The organism is Pseudomonas sp. SDO5532_S415, assembly GCF_054071155.1.
In genome coordinates this window covers 1-6,662 of the sequence record NZ_JBSVWS010000244.1, presented here as the reverse complement: position 1 = coordinate 6,662, position 6,662 = coordinate 1, and the positions used below count along the sequence as shown (strand labels likewise).

At 55.7% G+C, this 6,662-nt stretch carries 6 protein-coding genes and 1 pseudogene; 3 read left to right on the top strand and 4 right to left on the bottom strand.

Features of this window, described 5'->3' with window-relative positions; translation table 11 throughout:
- Positions 1 to 113 precede the first annotated feature (113 nt).
- Positions 114 to 272 (bottom strand): annotated as a pseudogene (locus tag ACW9HW_RS28190) (IS110 family transposase); the annotation flags it as partial.
- Between the two features lie 396 nt (positions 273 to 668).
- Positions 669 to 1,532 (bottom strand): NmrA family NAD(P)-binding protein, encoded by an 864-nt coding sequence (locus ACW9HW_RS28185; protein WP_170948623.1) that lies wholly within the window; start codon positions 1,530 to 1,532, stop codon positions 669 to 671.
- A gap of 184 nt (positions 1,533 to 1,716) precedes the next feature.
- Here ACW9HW_RS28185 and ACW9HW_RS28180 point away from each other — a divergent pair, with 184 nt between their 5' ends.
- A complete protein-coding gene (locus tag ACW9HW_RS28180) occupies positions 1,717 to 2,667 on the top strand; it encodes a GlxA family transcriptional regulator (protein WP_457402599.1) in 951 nt (316 codons plus the stop codon).
- Positions 2,668 to 2,823: 156 nt separating this feature from the next.
- Here ACW9HW_RS28180 and ACW9HW_RS28175 read toward each other — a convergent pair whose 3' ends face one another.
- Both ACW9HW_RS28175 and ACW9HW_RS28170 read right to left on the bottom strand, forming a co-directional pair.
- Positions 2,824 to 4,029 (bottom strand): epoxide hydrolase family protein, encoded by a 1,206-nt coding sequence (locus ACW9HW_RS28175; RefSeq protein ID WP_457402597.1) that lies wholly within the window; start codon positions 4,027 to 4,029, stop codon positions 2,824 to 2,826.
- A 274-nt stretch (positions 4,030 to 4,303) separates the two neighbouring features.
- Positions 4,304 to 4,756, bottom strand: a complete 453-nt coding sequence (locus tag ACW9HW_RS28170; RefSeq protein ID WP_457402595.1) for an Ohr family peroxiredoxin — start codon at positions 4,754 to 4,756, stop codon at positions 4,304 to 4,306.
- A gap of 358 nt (positions 4,757 to 5,114) precedes the next feature.
- Here ACW9HW_RS28170 and ACW9HW_RS28165 point away from each other — a divergent pair, with 358 nt between their 5' ends.
- Complete coding sequence (locus ACW9HW_RS28165) at positions 5,115 to 6,032, top strand: LysR substrate-binding domain-containing protein (protein ID WP_457402593.1); 918 nt, start codon at positions 5,115 to 5,117, stop codon at positions 6,030 to 6,032.
- Positions 6,033 to 6,136: 104 nt separating this feature from the next.
- The gene (locus tag ACW9HW_RS28160) at positions 6,137 to 6,589 is read left to right on the top strand and encodes a hypothetical protein (protein ID WP_457402591.1); all 453 of its coding nucleotides are present in this window, start codon (positions 6,137 to 6,139) and stop codon (positions 6,587 to 6,589) included.
- The last annotated feature ends 73 nt before the right edge of the window (positions 6,590 to 6,662 follow it).

Genomic DNA, 6,662 nt, shown 5'->3' with positions numbered 1-6,662 from the left:
CGCAGCCCTGCGCGAGCAAGCTCGCTCGCCACAAGGATTGGTAAGACTCAAGATTTTCTTAAGTGAACAGCACTCCGCTCCCACAGGGACCTGCGCGAAACCTGTGGGAGATTCTATGTTGCAGGGGAACCCTGCAGCTTTAAATTTGGCTGGTATTCGCTCTGATTTTTCATGAGAGCAAATGCCACCCGGCAGAGCTTACGGGCGAGAATGACCAGAGCCTGAGTTCTGGCCAGGCCCCTTGCCAAGTAAGATTCATAGAACGGTTTCCGGCCAGAAGCAGCCATTCGAGTCCCACGAGTCAAACGTGTTTACAAATTCATCGAAGAAAAGTATTTCACTTCGGGAGACTTTAATGGACTGAAGCTCCATGAACTACTTAGCCGTCTTGACTTAAGCAAGGACGAGGTTCTAACCGAGATCCGGATCGGTATCGAGACTGATGTGTTTACGATCGAGCATTTGGGTAACCCTCATATAAAATCGTTCGCCGATGTTAAAAAGGACGAAATGCTTGCGTTTTTAGATGAGCGCAAGGGGGGAGGCAATTTTAAACTGCGCAAAACCAGGACATTCTGAGTATCTGAATGCCAACTCACCCCTACCTTTTCATTGTTGAAATAGTCGGCATGGAGCAGTCAGTTAACATACTCCATGCCGAGATGGGTTTAAGTCAGCAGATTACGGTGCAGTTCGATAAACTGCGCAGGGGTCAGCAGGGGCTGGCCGATGATAGCGGTGCCGATGCTGTCTAAACCTTCCAAGCGCCTTTCACGTTGGTCAATCTTTACTGCACTGAAATGCGAAAGATAAGAGCGATCGTGGTCCAGACCCAGCAGGCAGACGAAGTCCTCAACCGGGATCTGTTCAAAGCGGACCTCTTTGCCTAGAACAGTACTCAGGAGGCCGGCCAGTTCCTGGTGGCTGTATTCTTCTGGCCCATGCAGTTCATAAGTCTGATGGCCATGCCCTTCAGGATTGGTCAGGATACCTGTAACGATGCGTCCGATATCACTTGCAGCCAAAGGAGCAAATCGGCTGTCAGGGTCGAATGGCGTGACATACCGGCCAAACTGAATCAGGGGCGCAATATAGAGCATCCACTCGGCAAAGAAGGTAATACGCAGATGAGTAGTGGGGATCCCGGTCCAAATAAACACTTGCTCGGACATCCAGTGATTCAGGGTGGCCGGACTGCGCGCATCGGGACGTGATTGCTTTTGCGACAAATTTACAATGTGCTTTACCCCTTGTTCCCTTGCCGCCTGGGAAAATATCACTGCCGCCTCAACTAAGCCCGCGGTTAGCGGATAGCAGAAGTATGCCCCATCAACGCCTTCCATCGCCGTGCGAACGTGCTTGAGGTTTAGCAGATCTCCTACAAAGACATTAGCACCCTGATCTCGAAGCTTTTGGGCGCGCGCATCTTCGCTGCGAACAAGCGCATTTACTCGATGACCTTTCTCCAGCAGGAATTTGACAGTCGGAGAACCTGTTGCGCCGGTAGCGCCTGTAACCAGAAAAGTTTTCATCAGTAAGCACCTCTATTTGTAGGCAAGGGAACTTCATTAGAGAACTCGAAGTTCCCCGCACATTGGGATCGTCACATGCTGGGTTTAGCGCACCGTTTCTATCGACAGAGCTGATATTGCACCGATTTGACGACGTCCTAAATGACGTTTATGGTCGTCTTTTAGGACATCGGAGGAAACGTGTATGCACCGCATCGGCTATCTGCTGACGGATGGGTTCCAGATGCTTTCATTGGCGACGCAGACGGTGTTCGAATACGCCAATTTCGTTGTGAAGAGCCCTTTCTACACGATCGAGATTTTCTCGCCGTCTGGTGGCCTGGTGCGCTCGTCGCTGGGGCTCGCAGTTGATACGCGTCCAATGGAGGCGCCCAGACTGGCTGACACGTGGATCATCATCGGGGTCAGCGATCCACTGACCGCGGAGCCAGTGGAGGCCGTGCTGGACTTCGTGCGACAGGCCGGTAATCAGGCACGGCGCACCGCTGGCGTCTGCACCGGTAGCTTCGTTTTGGCCGAAGCCGGTCTGCTCGACGGGCGCCGCGCCACGACCCACTGGTTTTTCGCCCAGGAAATGCAAAAGCGCTATCCGAACATCGATGTCGACGATGACCGCATCTACATTATCGACGGCCCCATCTGGACCTCTGCCGGCATGACCGCAGGACTCGACCTCGCCTTGGGAATGGTAGAAAAGGACCTTGGGGCAGACGTAGCGCGTTCGGTTGCGCACAATTTAGTGATGCACCAGCGCCGTTCGGGTGGGCAATCGCAACATTCAGAGATGCTTGACTTGGCCCCCAAGTCGGATCGCATCCAGAACGTGCTGAACTATGTGCGTCAAAACCTGACGCGGCCGCTCAGCGTAGAGGAGTTGGCAGAGACCGCATACTTGAGCCCGCGCCAATTCACCCGAGTGTTCACCTCGGAAACCGGGCAATCGCCAGCGAAGGCCATTGAAGGTCTGCGGCTGGAGGCTGCGCGGTTAATGATCGAGCAAGGCCGCCACTCTCTGGAAATGATCGCGAGGGAAACCGGGTTTCGCGATCGTCGACACATGCGCGAAGCTTTTATGCGAGGTTATGGTGTGCCCCCCCAGGCGGTGCGCCGGGATGCTCGAAGTGTCGCGCTTTAGCTTCGGTAACCGGGTCAATGCCGACCCGTACGCGAGACTCGATGAAAAGCCCCCGCACGGTTCGGACCGCTTTCACGCCTGACGCTCAACAATCCGAACCGAGCCTCCTGATCAATACACGCCAAATCAGGTCTTAGAGGCCTATGGACGTGTCGCTCACCTCAGCGACTTGAATCCAGCGCGGACTTCCTGTGAGAAAAGCGCCGGTTGCTCCCACGCGGCAAAGTGCCCGCCCTTGGCAAGTTTGTTGTAGTGCACCAGCTTGGGATAAGCCTTCTGCGACCAGCTTTTCGGCGCTGCATACAGTTCATCGGGAAACACGCTGACCGCCACCGGGATGTTGACGCCCTTGACCGCGAAGAATGTCGATTTGTTTTCCCAATAGAGCCGCCCCGAGGAAACGGCGGTGTTGGTGAGCCAGAACAGCGTGATGTTGTCGAGGACGTCATCGGGTGTGAGACCTTCCGGTTGGCCGTCGATGGCGCGCGCAATCATTTCGTAGCTTTTGGGATCGTGATCGAGCATGAAGGCCGCCAGGCCGACCGGTGAATCTGCCAGGCCTGTCAGCGATTGCGGCCTGTCACCCATCATGATCGCGTAGCCGATGTGTTTGTAGGTGTTGGCGAGTTGATTCGCCGCGAGCTGTTCTTCCTCGGACAGACCCGCGGGAACCGGCTCGCCGCGAAACAAGGCCGCATCAATGTCAGGCGGGATGACGCCGGGCATGTTCGAATGAATGCCGATCAAGCCAGGCGGCGCCTTCACAGCCATCAGGTCGACGACGATAGAGCCCCAGTCACCTCCTTGCGCCCCATACCGGGTGTACCCAAGACGCTTCATCAACTCGATGTAGGCATCGGCGATACGCACAGGATTCCAACCGGTCACTTTCGGTTTCTCCGAGAAGCCGTAACCCGGCATCGATGGAATCACCAGGCTGAACGCATCGCAAGCATTGCCGCCGTACGCCGTTGGATCAGTGAGTGGACCGATGACTTTCATCAACTCGATCACCGACCCGGGCCATCCGTGCGCCATCAATAGTGGAAGCGCATTCTCGTGTTTAGAGCGGACATGGATGAAATGGATATCCAGGCCATCAATGTGGGTGATGAAGTTCGGAACGGCGTTTATTTTCGACTCAATAACTCGCCAGTCGTATTGGGTAGCCCAATGTTTGGCCAATTTCTGGATGGTCGCCAGTTGTACCCCTTGAGAGGAGTCATTGACTAATTCCTTATCCGGCCACCTCGTCGCTGTTATACGTCTGCGCAACTCTGAAAGCTCCGACTCTTTAGCGCTGAAATGAAAGGGACGTATTGCAGTGGAAACACTCTCTGTCTTGTTTGAAGTATTCGTCATAGCGTCAGTCCTGATTGAAAAACCGAGTAAACCCAAGGGTGCAGCCGCACATGTCACCGCGGCAACGCCGCAAAACTTGCGTCTGCTCAGGGAGGTTTGTTTGATGTTTTTTGGCATGCAGATTCCCACGACGCAACGTCACGCCGAGCCCGCCTTCGATTGAAAATGCTCTCGACCAACTTGCCGTCAGTTATATTTTTTACTGGGAAGTATCGATAAGCAGGTATTCAGGTTGGTGTTTCAACACGCCTGGAAAGTCAGTTATTTATATCAATCACGACGTCTGGACATTCAAGACAACGTCGATGTTGCCGCGGGTTGCTTTCGAGTAGGGGCACATTTGATCCGCGGCATGTGCGACAGCGGACGCGACCTCATGCGTCAGACCTGGCAGCCGTAGATTCAGCCGGGCCTGAAGGAGGTAAGCGTTGCCGGCTTGACCCAGGTCGATCTCGATATCGACGCAGACGTCGGCTGGAACAGTCACCTTCAAGGCTTTGGCCGCAAGGCCGACCGCCGCGATGTAGCAGGCCGACCATGCGCCGGCAAACAACTGCTCGGCCGTCGGGTGCGGTTGGGTGGCGGCGAATACGTGGGCCGGTTCGGCACTCCCGGGGATCGAGAGTTGGATATCGAGGTTGCCATTATGCCCGCGCGAGGTGCTGCCGGAGTTGCTCAGGGTGGTGTGGGTTTTGCCGGTGACCAGGACTTTTTCGATGTTGCTCATCGGTGATTCCTTTAAGTTTTTTATGAGAATCAAATAGCCAAGAAGACACGTAACTATCTGACAGCATTGATTTTATAGACACGCCCGAGGGACCGAACAGAACGGAAAAACCGATCATCTTCGGCTTTTCCGCCCATCCCCCTGCTCCACCGCCCGTCGCCAGGACGCAAGATTAGTTTTGACATCACCCGGTCTTTGGTTGAACATTAATACATCGCATACGATCTAATCGACAACGATAAACGCATCCCCCTACCCTTGGAGACTCAGCCATGAACACTGGAAGCAGCCAAACACTCTTCACCTCTATCGCGCACGCTTGCTGTGGCCACAACGGCAATAACTGGATCACTGCTTCATGAAGCTGATCCAGCTTCGCGCCTTCTGCTCGGTTGTCGACATGGGCAGCTTTCGTTCGGCGGCACGAGAACTGGACGCTGCCCAGAGTACGTTGACCGAGTCGATTCGAAGCCTGGAAAGAGAACTGGGGGTCACCTTGTTGGTGCGCTCCAATCAGGGCATCAGCCTGACCGTGGCCGGCAAGGTGTTCCTGACCCGGGCGCGCTCGATCATTCTGGATTGCGATCGCGCGGTACAAGACGTCCGACAGTGCAATGGCCTGCCCGAAGGTCAGATCGCATTGGGTGTCACGGCGGAACCCCTGGCGGCGTGCTTGATGCCGGTCTTCAGCAGTTTCACCCATCGTTTTCCCAACGTGCGGTTACACGTTGCCAGTGGCAAGACGAAGATGCTGATCGAGATGATTCGCGCTGGCCGGCTCGACTTTGTGATGTGCCCACTGAGCGCCGACGTCAGCGATACCGACCTGCACATTGAACGGCTTTACAGCTCGAAAGCCAGCGTCATTGCGCGCAGGGGCCACCCCTTGGCGGATGCTCGCTCAGTGCGCGACCTGGCCGATTGCCAGTGGATCAGCGTCCGGCCCGCCGGGGTTGTCGGGAGTGCCGAGAACCATCTGGTCGAGCTGTTCAGAGCCGAAGGCTTGCCAGCCCCAAAGATCGCGATCACGACCGAATCGTTGCTGGAGATCCTGCATATCGTCTCCGAGACGGATTACCTGACCATCGAGCCCAGCCTGCTGCCCGGCATGAAGCTGTTTTCCTCATCGCTGACCAGCATTGCGATACGCGAGCCATTGGAATCGCGGGCGGTGTGCTTGATCAGCCGTCGCGTCTCACCCTTCACCCCAGTCACACAAGAACTGACCAGCATGCTGATTTCCTACTCGCGCCTGCGTCACCGGGCCAAGGCGTGAGCCCGCGTCCTCACGATGAACTCACATCGGCACAGCCCGGGACGTGATGAATGCGCGATACCCGCTAATCTCCAATGGCACGTCTTAAGCACAGGAGTTTGGCAATGAATCCCGGACAATCATTAGCAGCTCTGATCATCACCGCAAGCCTCTTCGGCTGCGCCACTTCGTCAAACCATGGCGTGAACGTTCCACTGACCGCCACTCGGCAAAACCCGGGGCAGATCGGCAATGTGACCTTGACCGACTGGGACAAGCAAACCGGACTCAGTTTCTTCATCAGCGGTGTCCCAAGCGGCGCGGTTCTACCCTTGCGCCTTTATTCCTTTATCAATAAAGGCAGCTGCCAACAACCCGGCCCCGTGGCCTACGCCATGAATGACAAGGTCAACACCGAACGCCAACCCGTGCGCGGCTGGACCTTCTCAAGAAGCGCACCGGTCGCACTGCCGATTTTGCTGTCGGGTGGGTACTCCATCGTCGTGCGATCGGCAGCGACCGATGGCAACGCCGATATATTTTGCGGGGATATCAAGCAAGACAGCACGGTGAAGTAAAAAACCACATCCTCTGTGGGAGCGAGCCTGCTCGCGAAGGCGGCGTGTCAGGCAGTACTGAGTCGTCTGATAC